Below are 16460 nucleotides of genomic sequence, written 5' to 3'. Positions count from 1 at the left end.
CCGCCGAGCCACCTCAACGCGGCCTTGCAGCGGCATAGCGCGGTCACCGTCCGCTACCGACGCCCTTGACAAACCTGATTGGGAATCACTGAAATCGAGGGGCTCGCGGGCCGGTGCCGTCACGCACCTGGCATAGGGATACGAGGCCCAACCACCGGCCCGCGAGCAATGGGGGCGAAGCGACATCCGTGTCCCCGCGTATCGGGACCCGTACGCACCGCCCGGCAGTATTTCCCTCGAAAGGACCAGGCAGTGAGCGGCGAAGACAGGGCAGCGCCCGCCAGGCCCATCCCGGTCCGGCGCGCATGTCAGGCTCCGGCCAACGCGGAAGCAATACCGCCGGGTGCCTTCCCACAGCAGTATGACGCTGCCGCTCATTCCGGCCCGAGGGCAGGGATGAATTTCCTGCGTTCCGCGCAGACAATTTTGTCAGAGTGATCGGATCGGAGTACGGGAAGGGGGCTCCCCTGTACAGGGGAGCCCCCGTAGAAGTGCCTAGGGCTTGAGGGTGTCCTTGGCCTTTTCCTTGGCCTGACGGGCCTTGCCGGTGTTCTTCTCTGCTCGTCCTTCGGCTGCCATCCGGTCGTTTCCGGTGGCGCTTCCCAGGGTCTCCTTGGTCTTGCCCTTGGCCTGCTCGGTCTTCGCCTTGGCCTTCTCGCTGGCAGTCATGGAATGCGCCTCCTCGTAGCCTTGAAGCCGGACGTGTCTGAAGCCGCTCGTGCCCTGCCTGTTCCTTCATAAACGAGGCTCTCTCGAGGAATGGAGACGAGAGGACAGGGCAATCGGAGCGCCAGGAGGTTGATAACTATGGTTCCCCTGCTCCTTGTTCTTCTTCTCGCCGTGATCCTCTTCGGTGCCGGTTTCGCTGTCGAGGTGCTGTGGTGGGTGGCTCTGGCTGTCCTGGTGCTGTGGCTCCTCGGCTTCGTCATGCGATCCACCACGGCTGGGGGCGGCCGCGGCCGCTGGTACCGATGGTGACCTGACCTGCGCACCACATACCCTGGGCCCCACCAACACGGTGGGGCCCAGGCGCGTCTGAAAGCGGGGCAAAGACGGGGCTGGAACTGACGGCGTCTCACGGCGGCCGGGGGGTACGCCCAAAGTGGCCGGGGGCGGTACCGGCATGCGCACCGGAACCTGCGCACCTCCTGCCGCGTTGCCGCCCCCGGTTGATTCCGTCAGCCTGCCCGCCCCGCGACCTCCTCGAATTCCTATTCCGCGTGAGCGGAGACGTTGGCCGTGCGCACCCGCACGATGCCTAGGCCGTGGAGCTTGTCATCCGCGCCGGCCCGGTTGCTCACAGGTCCGCCGCTCACCCAGGATGAGCCCTCGGGGGCGGTGGGGCCATGCGCCTGTCGGGCGCCCGGATGCGGCGCCGAGGGACGGTCTCACAGTCCGCGGCACACGCTGCGACATGGCGAGGTGCTTCTCCCGAGCAGGGCGACCAGGTCACGCGAAGACGCCTGGCGGAGCGCGCACCAGGGCACCGTTCACGTGTAGGAGGGGCGGTAGTAGGCGGCGAGGCGGTTGCGGTAGTGGCTGTCGTTGTGGTGCTGATCTGGGTTGTAGGCGGGGGCGTGCCCGATCTCGTCCCGGGTGCGGGTGACGAGGATGGTCTCCTCATGGCGGTCCACGCGCATGATGACGCCAGCCGGCAGGAGCACAGGGCTGTCGAAGATCCACGAGTCCGTGGCGACGACCACGTAGGTGGCCCCGGGTTCCTCGATGTCCTCGTGGACTGTGCCGATCTCACCGTCGGTCGCCATCACCGTGTAGCCGATCAAGATCATGCCCGGGGTGTGGTGCGATTCCGGGTGGTAGGCCCACATGTCGAAATTCATGCCACCGATTGCCGCTTCCGGGGAGGTCAGCGGCCGAGGGCGTTGCGCAGTTCCTGCTTGTTCATGGTGGAGCGGCCTTCGATGTTCTTCTTCTTGGCCTCTGCGTACAGCTGATCCCTGGTGGGGCCCTGTGAGCCGGAGTGGGACCGCTGCCCGCCCCGCTGAGAGGCCGACTTCGGATCGCGCGTCGAGCTTTTGCTGGAGGACTTCGCCTCCCCGGACCGCGCCCGCTCCTTGTTGACCGTACGGGCAGCCAGCTCCTTCGCTCGGCCTTCCGACGCGCCCCGCTTCTCGGCGCTCTCCTTGATGTGCTCGTACTGGCGCTCACGCTTCCTGCTGGATCCTGCCGGCATGACTTCTCATCCTTCCGATGACAGGTAGGACAGTTCGCACCACACCACGGTGCCTTCCCCAGCACGTGGTGTTCAGCCCTCTGCACTCCACACCCGCGAGTCACTGCGCGCCGCCGGGCTGACGCCATGTCCGCAGCTCGTCGGCCGGGGTGAAATCCTGGCTCCCGCTGCGTGAATGCCGCCCGTTGCTGCGGCTTGCCGCATCGTTCAGGTGGCGCGGCGTTGGTCGGTGCTTTCTTGGCGTAGTTGGTTCATGTGGTGGGTGACGTTGCTGAGGGTGGCGGCGATGTCGGGGTGTTCGTGCAGGTGGGGGAGTGTGTCGGTGAGGGGGCCTGTCAGTGCCGCGGCGTCGTTGTCGCAGAGCGCCCCTAGGAGACGCTCCAGCGGGTGGGCGGCTTCAGCGGGGAGATCGTTGAGGGTGGTGATTTGCCCGGCGAGCCCGCGCAGGGCGCCGGCGTTCTGGCGAGCCCAGAGTGCCACGGCTCGCTCGGCGGCCCGGCTGTCGCGGGTGGCCTGCACCCGCTGCTCGCCGGTGCTGCCGACGGCGCCGGGGCGTAGGCGCAGGTAGCGGCGTTCTGCGGCCTGGCGGCTGGTGACACCCAAGGGGCCGGCCAGATCGGCCCAGCTCGCACCCGCGCCGCGCGCCGTCTCGATCATGTCGCTCTCCCAGCCGGCGAGCTGCTCCCGTACTTCGCGCAGAAGCAGCAGGGCGGCGAGCACCTGGTCCGGGGCGGGCGCCGTGGTGTCCGGCCCCTGCCGCTGGGCGTCGCGCAGAGCGGCGTCTATGGCGTGCAAGGCCGCTGCGGCGGTGAGGAACGACGCTGGGCTGCCGGCGTTCGTGCTGGCCGGGGACGGCTGTTCGGCTGCTGTCACGGGCATCTCCCACTGATCGTCATCACGTGGACGACACCCTGTTTGTCATCCACTGGATGACATGTTACAACGGTGTCAGTGAAGCGCATTGGCAGCAACTGCCTGAACCTGCTGGAGGTGTTTTCACGATGTTGATGCGCACTGACCCCTTCCGTGAGCTGGACCGGCTGGCGCAGCAGATGATGAGCCCGGGGACCTGGTCGAAGCCGTCGGCGATGCCGATGGACGCCTACCGGGAGGGCGACGACTACGTGGTGGCCTTCGACGTTCCGGGCGTGACCGCGGACGCGATCGACATCGACGTCGAACGCAACATGCTGACCGTCAAGGCCGAGCGGCGGCCGACAGCCAAGGCCGACGACGTGCAGATGGAGCTGTCCGAGCGACCGCTGGGTGCCTTCTCCCGGCAGATCATGCTCGCCGACACCCTCGACACCGAGCGCATCCAGGCCGACTACGACGCGGGCGTGCTCACCCTGCGCATCCCGATCGCCGAACGCGCCAAGCCCCGCAAGATCTCCGTCGGCGTCGGATCCGGCCGCAAGGAGATCTCCGGCTGACACCGGCCGGACCGGTGCGGAGGGCGGGCACCTGATCTCCCCCTCACCCGCCCCCCCGCACCCCCCGTGGGCAGTCCGAAGAAGAAGGGCGGCAGCCGAGATGACTCTTCGACGCGAAGCGTTCCTCGGCCACGTGAAGGAACGCGGCGAGTACAACACTCTGGAGGAAGCCGACCGTGCGGCGCGCGTGGTGCTCGCCCTCCTCGGCGCGCACTTGATCGGCGACGTCCGCGCCCAGCTCGCGGCCCGCCTGCCGGAAGGCTTCGCCCTGATCCTGCTCAACCCACTGCAAAGCGCCGAACCGCTTTCACCTGAGCGGTTCGTCCGCGCCACCGCCGCCTGGATCGAAGGCGCCACCGAGCAGACCGCGGCCTGGGATGTCAGCGCCGTGCTGTCCACCGCCGCCGACGTCGTCGGCGAGGATCTGCTGGGCCAGATCCTGCTCCAGCTCCCCGTCGGCTACGACCTGCTCTTCGGCCGCCCCCAGCCCACCTGACAACCGCATGCCAGTGCTCGAAGCACCGGCCCCAGCACAGAAAGGCCACCACGCACGTGATCTCCGACCAGCTCGCACCGACCCAGCCGCGGTACGGGAGGGCATACGAGCAGATGCTGGAGAAGGTCCGCTACGAGGGCGCCTACCCCACCCTTGAAAGAGCCGACGAAGCCGTCCGCCTGGTACTTGCAGGCCTGGGACGCCAGCTGACCGGGGAGGAACGCGTCGACCTGGCCAGCTGCCTGCCCCTGGAAGCGGCACGTGCGCTGACCGCGCAGATCCCCGACACTCAGCCGCTGACCGGCTGGGACTTCGTCAAAGACCTCGCCGCCCGCACCGGCGCCACCCCGGCTACCACCCGCTGGGACACCGGCGCCGTCTTCTCCGCCATCGCCGCCCACGCCGACCCCGCCCTGATGACCCGCATCATCCACCAACTCCCCACCGGCTACGCCCTGCTGTTCGGCCGCGCCGAACTCACCCCCGCCGCGTAGACAGCGACGTGCCCGCAAGCGCCGGCATGCCAGCGCTTGCGCGCCCTATCAGACGAAGGGGCTGGCGAGCGGTGGCGCCGTGACTTGGAGACTGGCCGTACGGCGCCACCGCCCGCGAGCAGAGCAACGCAGCAACAGTCCTGTCCCCACGACCGGCAGCTGCACGCGCCCACATGCCGGCAGTTCCCCCGAAGGGACCAGATGCTGGGACCTACCTCTTTGCGAGGCGTCGGCACATCCGGTCGGTGGATGGGGAACAGAGGAAGGGCACCAGTGAGCTCCAGGACTCGCTGCGCTTGCTCTCGGAGGCCGGAGAGTTTCAGTACGAAATCCTCCGCGTGGGAGCGGTTCCGCAGGCGCAGCAGCATCGTGAGGCTGCTGGAGTCCATGAACGACACGTCGCTCATATCGAGGTGAGGGTGCTGTTGCGCAGGAGAAGGACGTCGGTCGCCTGGATCACGTGAGGGCAGGTGGCCACGTCGAGGGCGACGAGACACACGCGCACTACGTCACCCTGACGGCCGAGAGCCAGTACCTCTATGCCTCTGACGGCAGCATTTCCATCGAAAAGACCAGCCCTGAACCACGGCAGCGGAGAGGCTGTTGCCGTGGCCTCGCCTTTTCCGCAGATGTCGACGCCGACGACTTTGCGAATGAACCGTGGACGGCCGTGAAGTGAGACTGACTCGGAGGGGGCGTCAGGTTCCGCCGGCGACCAGGGCCGCGCCTGCAGGCAGACCGCCAAGGCCAAGCTGCGCCGCGCCTTCACTGCGGCCCGTACGGCCAACCGCGAGCTCGCCACCCTGTACACCCCGTACGCCCGCGGCCGCGCACCGGGCGGCAAGCGCCGTTCCGCCGTCGCGGCCAGCGTCCTGGACGAACTGGCCGCCATGCCGCTGGAGCTGATCCGCGTCGCCGACGCCATCCTCGTACACTCCAGCGGCGGCAAAGACTCGCTTGTGATGCTCCATCGGCGGGCAACCTGGGCGGCCCGGGTCGGCTGCAAGGACAAGATCGTGGTCGTCCACTGCGACCTGGGCGACACCTCGGAGTGGCCCGGCGTGCGTGACCTCGCCGATTGTGCGCGCGTGCTGGGCAGGTGCTTCGCTGGCCGGTGGGGTTCGGACTGCAGGGGCCGCAGTGGACAGGATGCTGGTGGGGCGTGCATGTCGTCCGTGCATGGGGTGCGCGTTCCCCCTTCGCGGCGCGGTACCCGCAGATGGTCCGATGTGGGCCCAGCCGAAAGAGCACAGCCCGAGGCGGGACCAGGCAATTTTGCGGCCCCCATGCCACCTCGGAGCGAGGGCTGCATCCTGCTCCGGTCCTGCATCCCTAATAGCCCCCAGTCTGGGGCCGCCGCGTCGAGCTGGGGGACCCGGACCGTCTCCGCGAAGCACGTCGCGCCACAGCTCCCGTTCTCTCCCCGGGGGCCCGCCCCGAGCAGTTCAGCACTGCGCAGCGGCGCATGGCCAGCATGCATGAGTGCGGATTGGAGCTGAGTCCGGTTCAGACGTGCCGAGTGGGACCGATTCTGTCCGGCTTCGCCGGTGACCCTGTCCTGTGACGTTTTAGAATGTTTGCCGACCATTGCGCTACGCGCAAGTAACTTATGGCGGCCGTTGCTGGCAGGGGGAGCGGCGCTGGGCAGCAACGGCTCGACCACTACGCGTCCGTCAGCTCATGTCGCCGCACCATACGACACCCGTGTCCGGCCCGAGCACTGATCCACCCACCCCAACAAGAGCCATCAGAAACGGCTTAGTGGGGGAGCTCGGAGGTGTCGGTGATCCCGGTGATCGAGGGGTGGGTGTGGGCGACCCTCAGGAGTTTGGCGGCGCCTCGGACCGCTGCTGTGTGCGGAGCGGGCACGGGCTCGGCAGGGGCGTGCAGCTGCCTGGCGAGGGCGTAGGTGATGTCGGGGCGCAGCGCACCCCCACCGGCCAGAAGTGGGCCTTGCTGGAGGGCGTCGAGCATGTGAAAGGTGTGGTCCTGTTCCAGCATCGTGGTCACCATCGCGACGACTGCGTCGATGATCTGCGCGGGTGGGGTGAGGCTGTCCAGGTCGCTGGTGCCCAGGGCGGTGTGGCGGGCGTCGGTCACTGCGCCGTCGGTGAGAAGGGTGACCTCGGTGACGTGGGCGCCGATGTCCACGACGAGCAGGGGTCGGGTCAGGTCGGCGGCGACGGCCATGGCCACGGCTCGCGCGCTGGGGACCGTCAGCACGGTGTGCGGCCGCAGGACCTCGACCGCCGTGCGGGCCTGGGCCCGAAAGGCGACTCCGCCCAGAGCGGGGGCGGTCAGGACGATCAGGCGGCGGCCGAAGCGGGGCAGGCGGTGGCCGAGCAGGCGGTCAAGCATCCGGGCGGTTCCGGGTGTGTCGACGATCGTGCCGCGCTGGATGGGGCGGATCGCGCCATCGCCGGGGAAGGTCACCGTGGGTACGTCGAGGACGCTCCTTCGGCCGGAGATCCAGGCCCGGGTGCGGGCGCTGCCGAGGTCGAGGGCGATGCCGGAGCACTGGCGGTCCAAGGGCCAGGGCCGGTCCGGGGCAGTCACAGCTTGGGGGCGGGGTGTGGTCGTCATCGTCCTGCCTCCCTGACTTGCTGGCAGCGGGCGCAGTAGCGGGCTTGCGGCACGATCATCAAGCGCTCGCGGGCGATGGGCTTGCGGCACAGGTGGCAGGTGCCGTAGCGGCCCTGGTCCATGCGCGTGAGGGCTGCTTCGACGTCGGCGAGGACCATGCGGGCGGAGGCGGCGAGCTTGACCCATACCTCGATCTGGGATGCGGCCCGCCGGGCGAGCAGCGCGTCCGTGCGGGGCGCGGCGGCGCCGGCGATCTGCTGCAGTTGCTCCTGGCGGAACAGGCGCTGCTCGTGCAGGTTCTCGCGTAGCGCGGCGAGGTCCTCGATGGACAGGGTCGTGTTGCGGTCGCCGATGATCTGGTGGTTCACCACGTCACTCCTTGGGCAGGGCGGGAGAAGGAGACTGGCGGGCGGTTGTCAGGCTGTGGTGCGCTGGCAGGGGACGCAGAACTGCGTGTAGGGCAGGATTTCCAGGCGCTCGACCGGGATGCGCGTGGAGCAGCCCAAGCAGATTCCGTAGCTTCCGTCGTGGACGCGGCTGAAGGCGGCCTCGATCTCGTTGAGGACGCGGTTGATGGTGTCTTTCTGCGCCGACATCATCTGTTCCTCTGATCCGTGCCCGGCCTCGTCGATGGCCTGCAGCTGTGTTAGTCGGGAGTTGCGTTCGTGTTCGAGGCGCTGGCGGGCCTCGTGCGCCGTCAGACGCTCGGGACGAGCCTCGATCCGGGGCGTATCAAGCGACACGATGGGACCTCTTCTCCACGCAGGACGGTGGGTGTACGGGAACGGGGTGTGATGGGGCGGGGCTCGGCTCGGGGCGAGGGCCGGGATCACGTTCTGTGTGTCATGCCCCCACCGTGAGCGATGCGCCGCGTAAATCCCATCGGGCGCGATACCCATCTCCGACGGGTCCCAGGGCCCATCGCGCTGTGGGCAGTCCATGCTCCGGAAATGGGCATGGGAGCCCATCGACGGGTGGAGTGTCTGACGGGCAGGCTGGCGGCAGGCCGGTCAAGACCAGTGGCCGCAGCTCACGCTTGGGGTGCGCGGTGACCGACAGTAGAGGCAAAGCCGTGTCACGTAGGAAGGCGTCATCCCGGTGTCCCTGTTCTGGCGGATTTTCGCGCTCAATGCGGTGGTGCTGGGTTCCGCCACCGCGCTGTTGCTGTGGGCGCCGGTGACCGTCTCGGTGCCGGTCCTGCTGACCGAGGCGGTCATCCTGGTGGCCGGCCTGGTGGTCATGCTGGTCGCCAACGCGGCCCTGCTGCGGATCGGGCTGGGCCCCCTGGACCGGCTCACGAAGCTGATGACCACCGTCGACCTGCTGCGCCCGGGACAGCGACTGCCTGTGCACGGCCGGGGCGAGGTCGCCGACCTGATCCGCACCTTCAACGCCATGCTCGAGAGGCTGGAGCACGAACGGGCCACCAGCAGTGCCCGCGTCCTGCTCGCGCAGGAAGGCGAACGGCGCCGCATCGCTCAGGAGCTCCACGACGAGGTCGGCCAGAGCATGACCGCGATCCTGCTTTCGCTGGAGCGGGCGGCGGACGAGGCAAACGAACCCCTGCGCGGTGAGCTGCGGCAGGTCCAGGAGATCACCCGGGAGAGCCTGGACGAGGTACGCCGCCTGGTGCGCCGGCTGCGGCCGGGCGTGCTGGACGATCTCGGCCTGGTCAGCGCCCTGACCTCGCTGACCACCGAGTTCGCCACCCACACCGGACTGCGCGTGCTGCGCCGCTTCGACCCCGACCTGCCCGCCCTGGATCAGCAGACGGAACTGGTGCTGTACCGCGTCGCCCAGGAGGCTCTGACCAACGTGGCCCGCCACGCCGAGGCAGGCCGGGTTGAGGTGAGCCTGCGCCACACGGACTGCGCGGTGGTCCTGGCCGTGGCTGACGACGGCCGTGGAACCAGAATCGCGCGCGAAGGAGCGGGGATCCGCGGGATGCGTGAGCGAGCCCTGCTCATCGGGGCCACGCTGGACATCACCTCCCGGCCGCAGGCCGGTACAGAGATCCGGCTGACCGTGCCCGTCCCCAGGAAGCCATGACCATGACGCCTACGATCCGTATCCTCCTCGCCGACGACCATGCGCTGGTGCGTCGCGGTGTGCGGCTCATCCTCGATCGCGAACCGGACCTTGAGGTCGTCGCCGAGGCCGGGGACGGCGCGGAGGCCATCGCCCTGGCCCGCACCCACGACGTCGACCTCGCCGTGCTCGACATCGCCATGCCCCGCATGACCGGTCTGCAGGCCACACCGGAACTCCTCACGCTCAAACCGCAGCTGCGTGTGCTGATGCTGACGATGCACGACAACGAGCAGTACTTCTTCCAGGCGCTGAAGGCCGGCGCCAGCGGATACGTCCTGAAGTCCGTGGCCGACCGCGACCTGGTCGCCGCCTGCCGAGCCGCCATGCGCGACGAGCCCTTCCTCTACCCGGGCGCGGTCACCGCCCTCATCCGCAACTACCTCGACCGCGTCCGCCACGGCGAGGAACCCCCTGACCAGGTCCTGACGCCTCGGGAAGAGGAGGTGCTCAAGCTCGTGGCCGAAGGCCACTCCTCCAAGGAGATCGCCGAGATGCTCTTCATCAGCATCAAGACCGTGCACCGGCACCGGGCGAATCTCCTGCAGAAACTCGGCTTGCGCGACCGACTGGAGCTCACCCGCTACGCCATCCGGGCCGGCCTCATCGAACCCTGACCCTTCCAGACCGCCTCAAGGTTCCAGCTGCCCACTCCCCAGCCGGGACCTTGAGGTCCCACAGCCCGCTGCCGACCAGCCAATCCGACACGCACCGAAGAAGGGGGACGGGGCATGGCACGCTCCACGCACACCGCCCCGCGCACCCATGGCCTCGGCCTGGCAGCGGCGACCGCTGTCCTGCTTGCCGTCCTCACCGCCCTGCTCAGTCCGCCGGCGCACGGCAGCCCTCATGTACCGGACGGTGCGGTGCTCGCTTCCGGGCCACTGCAGGCCAGCAGCGGGCCCTGCGCGGACGACGGACACTCCGCCGTATACAGCGCCGCGGCCCGAAGCCATCGCGACACCACCAGCGAACGACGTTCGCTGCCGACCCTCGCCACCCTCGCCCCATGCTGTACAGCCGACAGCCCGCCGCAGTCCACCTTCCCGCCGCTACCGGCGCTGCGCCCGCCCGCCTCCACACATCCGGCGGACTGTCACCCGATGCGTGCACCGCCTCCGCCTCCAGGCGCCTGACACACATCTCTCTTCTTTTCCTGACCGCTGCCACTGACCTGGCCGCGTTGTGCCCGCCGGAGGCCCGCTGTGAATCGATCCCTGCGCATCAGAGGGCTGTTCGCCCTCGCTGCCGTTGCCCTATCCCTGTACATCGCGTTCACCGTGCCCATCCAACTTGGGCTTGACCTGCGCGGCGGCACACAGATGGTGCTGGAAACCCGACCCACCGCCACCTCCGACGCCGACAGTGAGGCCACCGACCGCACCGTGGAAGTGCTGCGTGGTCGTATCGACGCGCTCGGCGTCGCCGAACCCACCATCGCCCGCTCCGGCAGCAACCGGATCGTCGTCGAGCTGCCCGGCGTCCAGGACCCGACCAAGGCCGCCGACGTTCTCGGCCGTACCGCTCAGCTCGCCTTCCACCAGGTGCTCGGCACCGCCAACAGCGCCGACGACACTCCCAAACCTCTGCCCAAACGGCCCCGCCAGCACGTCCTGGCCGACGAGTCCGGCCAACTCCTGCGCTTGCAGACGCCCTCCTTGACCGGCAGCGACGTCAAAGAAGCCGCCGCCCGCTTCGACCAACAGGGCGGCGCCGGATGGCACGTCACCGTCGACTTCAAAGGCCCCGGCCGCGACGGCTGGGCCCGCCTGACCGGCCAGGCCGCCTGCCACCCTGCGGGAGACCCGTCACGCAGAGTCGCCATCACGCTCGACGACAAGATCATCTCCTCGCCGCAGGTCGACCCCTCGGTCGGCTGCGGCTCGGGCATCAGCGGCGGCTCCACGCAGATCACCGGATCCTTCAGTGCCGACGAAGCCAAGGAATTGGCCCTGCTCATCAACGGCGGCGCCCTGCCCGTCCCCGTCGAAACGGTCGAGCAGCGCACCGTCGGCCCCACCCTGGGCGCTCAAGCCATCACGGCCAGCGCCTGGGCCGCCGCCATCGGCACCGCGCTGACCGCGCTGTTCATCAGCGCCGTCTACCGGCTCATGGGAGCCCTGGCCGTCGCGGCGCTGGCCTGCTATGGCCTCATCTCCTACGCCGCCCTGGCCGCCCTCGGCGCCACCCTGACCCTCCCGGGTCTTGCCGGATTCGTCCTGGCCATCGGTATGGCAGTCGACGCCAACGTCCTCGTCTTCGAACGCGCCCGCGAAGAGTACGCCGTGCGCCACCGTCCCACCCCACGCTCGTCGCTGACCGCGGGATTCCGCAGCGCCTTCAGCGCGATCGCCGATTCCAACATCACCACCCTGATCGCCGCCGGCCTGCTGTTCTTCCTTGCCTCCGGACCCGTCCGGGGCTTCGGGGTCACCCTGGGCATCGGCGTCCTCGCCTCCATGCTCAGCGCCCTGGTCATCACCCGCGTGCTCGCCGAATACGCAGCCTCCCGCCCATGGGTACACCGACGCCCTCGCCTCACGGGCATCGCTCACACCGGTGCCATCCGCGACCGCCTCACCCGAAAGAACCCCCACCTGATGCGCCACCCCCTCCGGTGGCTGGCCGCCTCCCTCGCCGCGCTCGCACTGGCCGTCTCCGGCATCGCCCTGCGCGGCCTCGACTTCGGCATCGAGTTCACCGGCGGCCGCATCATCGAATACGCCACCGCCACCCCCATCAACCCCGACCGGGCCCGTGCTGCCCTCGCCGACGCCGGATTCCCCCGAGTCATCGTCCAAACCTCCGGCGATAACCAACTCACCGTACGCACCCACCAGCTGAGCAACACACACGCAGCCGAAATCAGCAAAACCGTCAGCAATCTGACACGGAACGCGAACAAGCTACGCGACGAAACCATCGGACCCAGCCTCGGCAAGGAACTACGCCAAGGCGCCCTCATCGCCCTCGCCGTCGCCCTCGGCGCCCAGCTCATCTACCTCGCGGCACGCTTCCGCTGGCTGTTCGGAACCGCCGCGGTCGCCGCCCTCGCCCACGACGTGGTGATCCTCATCGGCATCTTCGCCTGGCTCGGCAAACCCGTCGACGGCGTCTTCCTCGCCGCACTCCTGACCGTCATCGGCTACTCCGTCAACGACTCCGTCGTCGTCTTCGACCGGATCAGAGAACTCAGCCGCCGCGACCGCAAAACGCCCTTCCCCCGCATCACCAACCAGGCACTCCTGCAGACCCTGCCCCGCACTATCAGCACCGGCATGGGCGCGGCATTCATCCTCACGGCATTGGCCGTCCTCGGCGGCGACTCCCTCACCGACTTCGCCCTCGCCCTCCTCATCGGCCTCGCGGTCGGCACCTACTCCTCCATGTTCACCGCCACACCGCTGGCCATCGAACTGCACAACCGCACATAGGCGACTCACCGCGGCCCGTGGCCCAGGCAAGCCCGTCCAGCGCCCGCGCAGAACACGGCCTGGTCTGCCGCCTGAGCTGATCAGGCGACAGGCTCCAGTCGGACGCAGCATCGGCCGGGGCCGGGCGCCAGGCAGGCCGTAAACCCGGCCTCGCCGAGCCCGTGAAGGACACCGCGCAGCAGGTGCAGGTTCATGACGCACACCGTCTCGGTGTGCTCACGCGCCAGGGCGTGGAAGGGGCAGTTTGCCAACACGATGACGTCGCGCTCGCGCCGCGGCTCGAACCCGTACCGCTCCAACACGTCGACAAGGCTTGCGCAGTGCTGCCTGCCCAGTTGCGTGCCGAGGTCTTCGGCCTTGCGGTGCAACACCTTGCCGACCGGCTCACCGGTCGCGTCGGACTCCTCCACCGCCTGGGCCAGCAGCCGCCCGGCCAGCGGGTGTGTCAATTTAACGGCTGATCTTGGTTGTTGAGGTTCAGTTGTTGACCGGTGTGAGCCGGCTCTCGAAGGCGATCTGGAACGCGTTGAGGGGCCTCTCGCGCGATCGTCCTGGGCGATCTCGGAAACGTACACCTACGCCAAGGTGATCTGGACGGAGCCCTGGCCACTTGGGGCGCGTTCATCGACTGCGCCGAAGGCGTCCAGTCCGTGAAGATCAGCGACGCCCTGACCGACATGCGCATTCGGCTGTCCCGCCACAGCAAGGCCCCAGGGTCAGAGAGCTAGTCAGCCGGGCTGCTCTACTCGGCGGCATCTGATCCGAGGCCTGCGCCGCCCACTCCAGCCCGAGGGCGGCCAGCTGCTCCAACTTCTCCGTGGTCAGCTTCACCCGCCGCGTATTGCTGTTCGCGAGGTACACCCCGAGTGCGGTGAGCGACCAGGCGACCAGGGCACGGGTGTGTCACGGTCAAAGACATGGACGAGGTGTCCGAGGTGCGCCGCCGGGTGGCCCGGATGGTGATGGGGCTCCCTGAATCTCCCCACGCGTTGCTCGGGGGTGGGACAGACCCGCTCGCTCAGGTTCCCCACCTACAGGCGGCTGACCTGCGGACGGACGCCACACGGGCGGCCCCGACCCTCGTTGCCAACAGCAACCGAGTAGGGAACGAAGAGCAGCCCTGGCCGTTTTCACGCAGTCTCATCAATGGTCGGCAACTTGGGAAAGATCCGGCATCCACGGGAGTCGGACCGGAATCTAGCGCCAGCGCTGGTGGGGGCGAGGGAGAACAACGACGGCCGGACGACCGGTTCCGCTGTCCACGACGTCCTGGGAGGAAGCTGCCTGGGGCATCAAGCTCATCAGCCCTGTCTTTGACCTGATGACGGTCCCCTTGGACGTGCTGAACCGGGGGAGGGGGCTCGCGGGCCAGTGCGTCGTGCACCCGGATGTGTAGCGAGTACAGCCATCACCGGCCCGCGATGATCCGGTTCGCGGCGGCCAGCACGGCCTGGAGATCGTCAGGGCGCTGTCACCGACGAACTCGACATCCAGCAACGGGGGTCAGGCAAGCGAATCACCGCCCGCATCACACTCCGCACTACCACCCCCCTGATCACCTCTTGCGGCTCTCGATCGGCTGACGGAGTTCATCCCGAACCGATTTGCGAAGCATCGCTGCGAGAAGCAGTCGCGGAGCAGGGTGAGGAGCGCGTGGAGAACTTCGGCGGAGTGCAGTTGGAGCTGCTCGTTGAGGCCGCTGGCCTGGCAGGTCCCGTCCCGGGTATCGAGCTGTCAGTCCGGTGGGCAGGATGGTCGAGGCCTTGCGGAATCCCGCGGGTCGTGAGGCTCCATTGCAGGTGGTCCAGGATGGGGTGGGGGATGGCACCGCTGTCGGCCCATTCGACGAGAGTCTCTGCGACGTCTGCCAGGCGCAGGCTGGTGTGCTCTGCGATGTCCTCCAGAGTTTTCCGGCTGTGGGCCAGGTCCAGTCCGTCGTGCGCAGCGACGATGCCGATGGCCTGCCCGATGGTGGCGGTGGCGCCGATGGCATGAGCCGCGTGGTTCTGGATCCGCTTGAGCCGACGTTGTCCGTCGTCGCCCGCACCGCACTGTCTCCCGGGCGCGACGGCGATCTCATGGGTTTCCGGGCAGTCCTCGGTCTCCAGGCCGCCTTCCCTGAGCACGGCGATGACCGCAGCGTGCAGAGCACGGTGGATGTTAGGGCAGGGTTCTTGTGCGCTCTGGTCAGCGTGGATACGCAGATCCTCAGGGGTTTCCCACTGGATTACCACCTTGCCCGTCTCCACTCGCACCGTAAGCCCGGACGGCCCGCAGTCACGCGAGGTGTTCTCCCCGGCGAGTTCCTTTCCACAGACCTGGAAGCCGACGCGGGTCAGGATCGAGCAGACCCGGAGCAACAAGGCATGGCAGTCCTGGCACCGGCTGTCGCGGTCGGGGACCGCCGATGAGGCGAGAAGGTGAGCAGCGCCGGCATGCTCCATCATGCCGCGTACCTGCGAGTTTGCGTTGATCACCGTGAGGGTCCGGCTGGCGGCCTGTGCACGGTGGTGGAGTTCGACGAGCAGGCGTGGCGCGGAGATGTCGCATCGGGGCACCCCGGCAAGGTCAATCGTCAGGCTGGTCGCACAATCCAGAGCGGCCGTAAGCGCACCGAGGAGTCCGGCTGTACCTGCCCGGTCCATCTGGCCGCGGACCGCGGCCACCGCGTGGTCACCCTTTTGCCTGGTGACGGTCAGGGTCACCCGGGTCGTGCTGTCGGTCAGCGTGTCGGCTGGAGAGCTCATGAGCCGCTCCCTCGTACCACGGGCACTTGCACCTTCGATGATGATTCTGTGCGGGTCTGACCGTCAAGAAACTCATGAGAAAAATTTCAGGTTTTACAATGCATGCATCATTTGTCACTATATATCCATGGGAGAGGAGAGGTCGGCGCGCAGTACGTGGACGTTTCTCACGAGTCACGCGCGCGTCCTTTCAGCGATCGCGCGCAACCCCGAGGCGCGCTTTCGCGATCTTGCTGCCGCGCTTCAGCTGACGGAGCGGACCGTTCAAGCCGTGGTCGCAGACCTGGAAGCAGCGGGCTATCTCACTCACTCGCATGAAGGTCGTCGTAACAAGTACCAGGTACTGGAGGGTGGCAGGTTTCGCCATCCGGCAGAGGACAACCGACGGATAGCACCCCTGCTCGAGATCCTTGCAGCACCGGACGAAACCGATTCGCCGGCCGCAGGCGACGGCCCAGAGGGCGAGGAGTCGTCGACCGACCACCGCAACGGCGCCTGACTCCCCAGCCAGCCCTCGCTGGGCAATCCATTTCTGATGTTCTGCTGGCACCACCCCCTGTTCAGGCCGCTGGGATTCCTTTGCGTGCATCGGTTGGGCCGGGAATCATCCGGGACCAGCGGTAGAAGGGGCGGTAGTAGGCGGCGAGCCGGTCGCGGTAGTGGCTGTCGTGAACTGTGGACGGCCGTGAAGTGAGACTGACTCGGAGGGGGCGTCAGGTTCCGCCGCCGACCGTCATCTCACTTTCCGCTTCGGCGGCGGTGTCGTACCCGGGCAGCACGCAGTACGCCCCCCCGACACGCTGGCGTCAACTGAGGGCTCTACGGTCATACGCTCTCCAACCGTCTCATCGGGAGACGCAACCGATGGTGATGATGAGCCTATCGATCCCCTTCGTGGCACGGCCTCCTTGCCTGGCGGTGGGCATCCGCTATCGGGAGCAACGAAGCCTCGGGGTGGGGGCCCGCCGGCGGGGCCGCCCCCCGCCCCACC

Annotated in this window: 19 protein-coding genes and 1 pseudogene; 9 read left to right on the top strand and 11 right to left on the bottom strand. The window is 68.2% G+C overall.

Annotated elements, in window-relative coordinates; genetic code table 11:
• Nucleotides 1-495: 495 nt before the first annotated feature.
• Nucleotides 496-669, bottom strand: a complete 174-nt coding sequence (locus ACFV6V_RS30405; RefSeq protein ID WP_385571058.1) for a CsbD family protein — start codon at nucleotides 667-669, stop codon at nucleotides 496-498.
• Nucleotides 670-807: 138 nt separating this feature from the next.
• Between ACFV6V_RS30405 and ACFV6V_RS30400 the strand changes: the two genes are divergently transcribed.
• On the top strand, nucleotides 808-978 hold the full coding sequence (locus ACFV6V_RS30400; RefSeq protein ID WP_385571057.1) for a hydrophobic protein: 171 nt from the start codon (nucleotides 808-810) through the stop codon (nucleotides 976-978).
• A gap of 512 nt (nucleotides 979-1490) precedes the next feature.
• Here the strand turns inward: ACFV6V_RS30400 and ACFV6V_RS30395 are convergent.
• From ACFV6V_RS30395 to ACFV6V_RS30385, 3 genes are all read right to left on the bottom strand, one after another.
• Nucleotides 1491-1841 (bottom strand): PRC-barrel domain-containing protein, encoded by a 351-nt coding sequence (locus ACFV6V_RS30395; RefSeq protein WP_385571056.1) that lies wholly within the window; start codon nucleotides 1839-1841, stop codon nucleotides 1491-1493.
• Between the two features lie 26 nt (nucleotides 1842-1867).
• Entirely contained in the window at nucleotides 1868-2194 is a 327-nt protein-coding gene (locus tag ACFV6V_RS30390) for a plasmid stabilization protein (protein WP_385571055.1), read from the bottom strand.
• A 207-nt stretch (nucleotides 2195-2401) separates the two neighbouring features.
• A complete protein-coding gene (locus tag ACFV6V_RS30385; RefSeq protein WP_385571054.1) occupies nucleotides 2402-3067 on the bottom strand; it encodes a type III effector protein in 666 nt (221 codons plus the stop codon).
• 128 nt (nucleotides 3068-3195) lie between these two features.
• Here ACFV6V_RS30385 and ACFV6V_RS30380 point away from each other — a divergent pair, with 128 nt between their 5' ends.
• The 3 genes from ACFV6V_RS30380 (at nucleotide 3196) to ACFV6V_RS30370 (ending at nucleotide 4617) form a co-directional block, all read left to right on the top strand.
• Nucleotides 3196-3627, top strand: coding sequence for an Hsp20/alpha crystallin family protein (locus tag ACFV6V_RS30380; RefSeq protein WP_385571053.1), 432 nt, complete (start codon nucleotides 3196-3198; stop codon nucleotides 3625-3627).
• A 100-nt stretch (nucleotides 3628-3727) separates the two neighbouring features.
• On the top strand, nucleotides 3728-4123 hold the full coding sequence (locus tag ACFV6V_RS30375; RefSeq protein WP_385571052.1) for a DUF2267 domain-containing protein: 396 nt from the start codon (nucleotides 3728-3730) through the stop codon (nucleotides 4121-4123).
• A 113-nt stretch (nucleotides 4124-4236) separates the two neighbouring features.
• Nucleotides 4237-4617 (top strand): DUF2267 domain-containing protein, encoded by a 381-nt coding sequence (locus tag ACFV6V_RS30370; protein ID WP_385571059.1) that lies wholly within the window; start codon nucleotides 4237-4239, stop codon nucleotides 4615-4617.
• Here the strand turns inward: ACFV6V_RS30370 and ACFV6V_RS30365 are convergent.
• The 5 genes from ACFV6V_RS30365 to ACFV6V_RS30345 all read right to left on the bottom strand — a co-directional run bounded on the left by ACFV6V_RS30365 (nucleotide 4572) and on the right by ACFV6V_RS30345 (nucleotide 7943).
• On the bottom strand, nucleotides 4572-5114 hold the full coding sequence (locus tag ACFV6V_RS30365; protein WP_385571051.1) for an STAS domain-containing protein: 543 nt from the start codon (nucleotides 5112-5114) through the stop codon (nucleotides 4572-4574). The two genes, ACFV6V_RS30370 and ACFV6V_RS30365, sit on opposite strands and share 46 nt — an antisense overlap.
• A 201-nt stretch (nucleotides 5115-5315) precedes the next feature.
• Nucleotides 5316-5588 (bottom strand): hypothetical protein, encoded by a 273-nt coding sequence (locus tag ACFV6V_RS30360; protein WP_385571050.1) that lies wholly within the window; start codon nucleotides 5586-5588, stop codon nucleotides 5316-5318.
• Between the two features lie 787 nt (nucleotides 5589-6375).
• A complete protein-coding gene (locus ACFV6V_RS30355) occupies nucleotides 6376-7200 on the bottom strand; it encodes a hypothetical protein (protein ID WP_385571049.1) in 825 nt (274 codons plus the stop codon).
• The gene (locus tag ACFV6V_RS30350) at nucleotides 7197-7571 is read right to left on the bottom strand and encodes a TraR/DksA family transcriptional regulator (protein WP_385571048.1); all 375 of its coding nucleotides are present in this window, start codon (nucleotides 7569-7571) and stop codon (nucleotides 7197-7199) included. The genes ACFV6V_RS30355 and ACFV6V_RS30350 overlap by 4 nt, the downstream gene beginning before the upstream one ends.
• A gap of 45 nt (nucleotides 7572-7616) precedes the next feature.
• The gene (locus ACFV6V_RS30345; RefSeq protein WP_385571047.1) at nucleotides 7617-7943 is read right to left on the bottom strand and encodes a TraR/DksA family transcriptional regulator; all 327 of its coding nucleotides are present in this window, start codon (nucleotides 7941-7943) and stop codon (nucleotides 7617-7619) included.
• Nucleotides 7944-8298: 355 nt separating this feature from the next.
• Between ACFV6V_RS30345 and ACFV6V_RS30340 the strand changes: the two genes are divergently transcribed.
• The 4 genes from ACFV6V_RS30340 to secD all read left to right on the top strand — a co-directional run bounded on the left by ACFV6V_RS30340 (nucleotide 8299) and on the right by secD (nucleotide 12722).
• Nucleotides 8299-9249, top strand: coding sequence for a HAMP domain-containing sensor histidine kinase (locus ACFV6V_RS30340; protein WP_385571046.1), 951 nt, complete (start codon nucleotides 8299-8301; stop codon nucleotides 9247-9249).
• Nucleotides 9246-9905: a response regulator gene (locus ACFV6V_RS30335; RefSeq protein ID WP_385571045.1), complete on the top strand. Its 660-nt coding sequence runs from the start codon at nucleotides 9246-9248 to the stop codon at nucleotides 9903-9905. Before ACFV6V_RS30340 ends, ACFV6V_RS30335 begins: the two co-directional genes overlap by 4 nt.
• 114 nt (nucleotides 9906-10019) lie before the next feature.
• Nucleotides 10020-10424 (top strand): hypothetical protein, encoded by a 405-nt coding sequence (locus ACFV6V_RS30330; protein WP_385571044.1) that lies wholly within the window; start codon nucleotides 10020-10022, stop codon nucleotides 10422-10424.
• A gap of 69 nt (nucleotides 10425-10493) precedes the next feature.
• Complete coding sequence (secD, locus tag ACFV6V_RS30325; protein ID WP_385571043.1) at nucleotides 10494-12722, top strand: protein translocase subunit SecD; 2229 nt, start codon at nucleotides 10494-10496, stop codon at nucleotides 12720-12722.
• An 80-nt stretch (nucleotides 12723-12802) separates the two neighbouring features.
• Here secD and ACFV6V_RS30320 read toward each other — a convergent pair.
• Nucleotides 12803-13165: pseudogene (locus ACFV6V_RS30320) on the bottom strand (transcriptional regulator); the annotation flags it as partial.
• 1146 nt (nucleotides 13166-14311) lie between these two features.
• Nucleotides 14312-15469, bottom strand: a complete 1158-nt coding sequence (locus tag ACFV6V_RS30315; protein ID WP_385571042.1) for a lipid asymmetry maintenance protein MlaB — start codon at nucleotides 15467-15469, stop codon at nucleotides 14312-14314.
• Nucleotides 15470-15596: 127 nt separating this feature from the next.
• Between ACFV6V_RS30315 and ACFV6V_RS30310 the strand changes: the two genes are divergently transcribed.
• Nucleotides 15597-15968 (top strand): helix-turn-helix transcriptional regulator, encoded by a 372-nt coding sequence (locus ACFV6V_RS30310; protein ID WP_385571041.1) that lies wholly within the window; start codon nucleotides 15597-15599, stop codon nucleotides 15966-15968.
• Nucleotides 15969-16460: the final 492 nt, after the last annotated feature.

It is taken from the genome of Streptomyces sp. NPDC059828, from assembly GCF_042731955.1.
GTDB lineage: Bacteria > Actinomycetota > Actinomycetes > Streptomycetales > Streptomycetaceae > Streptomyces.
The sequence above is the reverse complement of the archived record's forward strand: the minus strand, read 5'-3'. Positions and strand labels throughout refer to the sequence as shown.

What these genes read in the sequence shown, in the direction of transcription:
- ACFV6V_RS30405 (WP_385571058.1), bottom strand. Translation starts at nt 669, where the DNA reads ATGACTGCCAGCGAGAAGGCCAAGGCGAAGACCGAGCAGGCCAAGGGC.
- ACFV6V_RS30400 (WP_385571057.1), top strand. Translation starts at nt 808, where the DNA reads ATGGTTCCCCTGCTCCTTGTTCTTCTTCTCGCCGTGATCCTCTTCGGT.
- ACFV6V_RS30395 (WP_385571056.1), bottom strand. Translation starts at nt 1,841, where the DNA reads ATGAATTTCGACATGTGGGCCTACCACCCGGAATCGCACCACACCCCG.
- ACFV6V_RS30390 (WP_385571055.1), bottom strand. Translation starts at nt 2,194, where the DNA reads ATGCCGGCAGGATCCAGCAGGAAGCGTGAGCGCCAGTACGAGCACATC.
- ACFV6V_RS30380 (WP_385571053.1), top strand. Translation starts at nt 3,196, where the DNA reads ATGTTGATGCGCACTGACCCCTTCCGTGAGCTGGACCGGCTGGCGCAG.
- ACFV6V_RS30375 (WP_385571052.1), top strand. Translation starts at nt 3,728, where the DNA reads ATGACTCTTCGACGCGAAGCGTTCCTCGGCCACGTGAAGGAACGCGGC.
- ACFV6V_RS30370 (WP_385571059.1), top strand. Translation starts at nt 4,237, where the DNA reads ATGCTGGAGAAGGTCCGCTACGAGGGCGCCTACCCCACCCTTGAAAGA.
- ACFV6V_RS30360 (WP_385571050.1), bottom strand. Translation starts at nt 5,588, where the DNA reads ATGGAGCATCACAAGCGAGTCTTTGCCGCCGCTGGAGTGTACGAGGAT.
- ACFV6V_RS30355 (WP_385571049.1), bottom strand. Translation starts at nt 7,200, where the DNA reads ATGACGACCACACCCCGCCCCCAAGCTGTGACTGCCCCGGACCGGCCC.
- ACFV6V_RS30335 (WP_385571045.1), top strand. Translation starts at nt 9,246, where the DNA reads ATGACCATGACGCCTACGATCCGTATCCTCCTCGCCGACGACCATGCG.
- ACFV6V_RS30330 (WP_385571044.1), top strand. Translation starts at nt 10,020, where the DNA reads ATGGCACGCTCCACGCACACCGCCCCGCGCACCCATGGCCTCGGCCTG.
- ACFV6V_RS30315 (WP_385571042.1), bottom strand. Translation starts at nt 15,469, where the DNA reads ATGAGCTCTCCAGCCGACACGCTGACCGACAGCACGACCCGGGTGACC.
- ACFV6V_RS30310 (WP_385571041.1), top strand. Translation starts at nt 15,597, where the DNA reads ATGGGAGAGGAGAGGTCGGCGCGCAGTACGTGGACGTTTCTCACGAGT.